Here is a 1,818-nt window from a genome sequence, read left to right as displayed (position 1 = left end):
GCTGTCCCGGCTGGCCGAGCTCGGCGTGCGCGCCGGTTTCACGGCGCCCGCCGCGGTCCTGCCGTCGCTGACGGCCCGCGAGAGCGAGGTGCTGCGGCTGCTCGCCGACGGCCTCAGCAACCGCGACATCGCCGCCGCCCTGTTCATCTCGCCCAAGACGGCCAGCGTCCACGTCTCCAACATCCTGGCCAAGCTGGGCGTCGCCACCCGCACCGAGGCCGCCGCCCGCTTCCTCAAGGGCTGACGCTCCGGAAGGCTAACGCTCCAGGTCGGAGCGCATGTCGACGAAGGCCTGGGCGGCGGTCTTCAGATCGAGGTTCGGGATGAGGGCGACGCCGACCGTGGAGGCGTCGGACCAGCCGCAGATGACGTTGCCGTCCTCGGCCAGCGAGACGAGGAAGCATTCGACGTCGCCGCCGAGCGGGCCCGCGGGGACGGGCCGGGAGTCGACTCCGCCGTCCCAGCCGACCCGGTCCAGCAGCCCCCGCCACAGGTGCTCGCGCCGGTCGTAGGAGTCGGAGATCCCGTCGAGGGCGACCACGAGGATCGTGTCGCCGCCCGGCTGGACGTAGTTCTCGACGACGACCGTGCTGCCCGGCGGCACCTGCCCGAGATCGACCGGGACGTCGGTGACGGCCTTGGCGCCGGTGCCTTTGCCGAGCCCGCCGGCGGTCGGCGCGCTCACCACGCGCCGGGCCGCCGGTCTGTTCTCCGCCGAAGCGCTGATCTTCGTTTTCGGGGAGCTCGTGCTCTTCCCGCTGCTGGACTTGGACGTCCCGGACTTGGACGGCTTGGTCTTGGTGGAGGTGCTCGCCGAGACCGTGCAGCCGGTGGTGAGGGCGGCGGTCAGGCAGAGGGCGGCGGCGATACGTACGGAGTGCATGGTCCCGAGTCGACCAGTGCGGCCGACCCGGCGGCCAGTGACCGCCGCCCCGACCTCACCGGGACGTGCGCCGCGACAGCGCCACCCCGGCCAGGCAGACCAGCCCGCCGACCAGCGCCAGCGGCGCGGGGGTCTCGCCGAGGGACACCAGGCCCATGACGATCGCGATGGGCGGCACGATGTAGGTCGTCACGCCGAGCCGTCCCGCGTTCATCCGGCTGAGCGCGTACCCCCAGGTGGTGAAGGCGAACGCCGTCGGGACGAGCCCGAGGTAGACCAGCCAGGACGTCGCCGCCGCGGGCGCGGCGCCCAGCTCGTCCAGCAGGGCGGGCAGATAGAACAGGCAGGCGACGGCCGCGATCGTGCACGACATCCAGACGGCCTGGAGCGCCGGGATCCGCCGGACGATCGGCTTCTGGGAGATCACGCCGACCGCGTAGGTGACGGCCGCGACCAGGCAGAGCACGATCCCGGTCAGATCGGAGTGGCCGGAACCGCCGGTCGAGGAGAGCCCGATGATCACCGCGCCGCTGAACGCGACGGCCGCGCCGATCATCAGCCAGCGCGGGAACCCCTCCTTGAGGAAGTACCCGGCGAGCAGCGCGATGAGGATCGGCCCCACGTTGACGAGCATCGCGGCCGTCCCGGCGTCGATCCGCTGCTCGGCGGCGTTGAGCGCGACGTTGTAGACGCCGAACCAACCGAGCCCGCACAGCACCGCGAACCCCCATTCGCGGCGGGTCGGGCGCACCCAGGTGCGGCGGACGGCCAGGATCCCGCCGAGCACGGCACTGCCGACGAGCAGCCGGCCGAGGCTGAGCGGGCCAGGCGCGAAGTGCTCGCCGGTCGTCCGGATCACCACGAAGGCCGACGCCCACGCGAGGACGGTGAACGCCACCGCGGCCAGCGCGACCCACGGCGGAGCGGAGCGGGCG

Annotated in this window: 3 protein-coding genes; 1 reads left to right on the top strand and 2 read right to left on the bottom strand. The window is 72.9% G+C overall.

Features of this window, described 5'->3' with window-relative positions; translation table 11 throughout:
- On the top strand, positions 1 to 244 hold a 244-nt coding region (locus ACYVE7_RS33455; RefSeq protein WP_460370509.1), incomplete at its 5' end, for a helix-turn-helix domain-containing protein.
- A gap of 12 nt (positions 245 to 256) precedes the next feature.
- Here ACYVE7_RS33455 and ACYVE7_RS33450 read toward each other — a convergent pair.
- Positions 257 to 883, bottom strand: a complete 627-nt coding sequence (locus ACYVE7_RS33450) for a hypothetical protein (protein ID WP_460370507.1) — start codon at positions 881 to 883, stop codon at positions 257 to 259.
- A 55-nt stretch (positions 884 to 938) separates the two neighbouring features.
- A partial coding sequence (locus ACYVE7_RS33445) for a DMT family transporter (RefSeq protein WP_460370505.1) occupies positions 939 to 1,818 on the bottom strand: 880 nt, incomplete at its 5' end.

The sequence above is a fragment of the Actinocorallia lasiicapitis genome (assembly GCF_054778695.1).
The sequence above is the reverse complement of the archived record's forward strand: the minus strand, read 5'-3'. Positions and strand labels throughout refer to the sequence as shown.

Coding starts and splice junctions, on each gene's coding strand:
- ACYVE7_RS33450 (WP_460370507.1), bottom strand. CDS start 883: ATGCACTCCGTACGTATCGCCGCCGCCCTCTGCCTGACCGCCGCCCTC.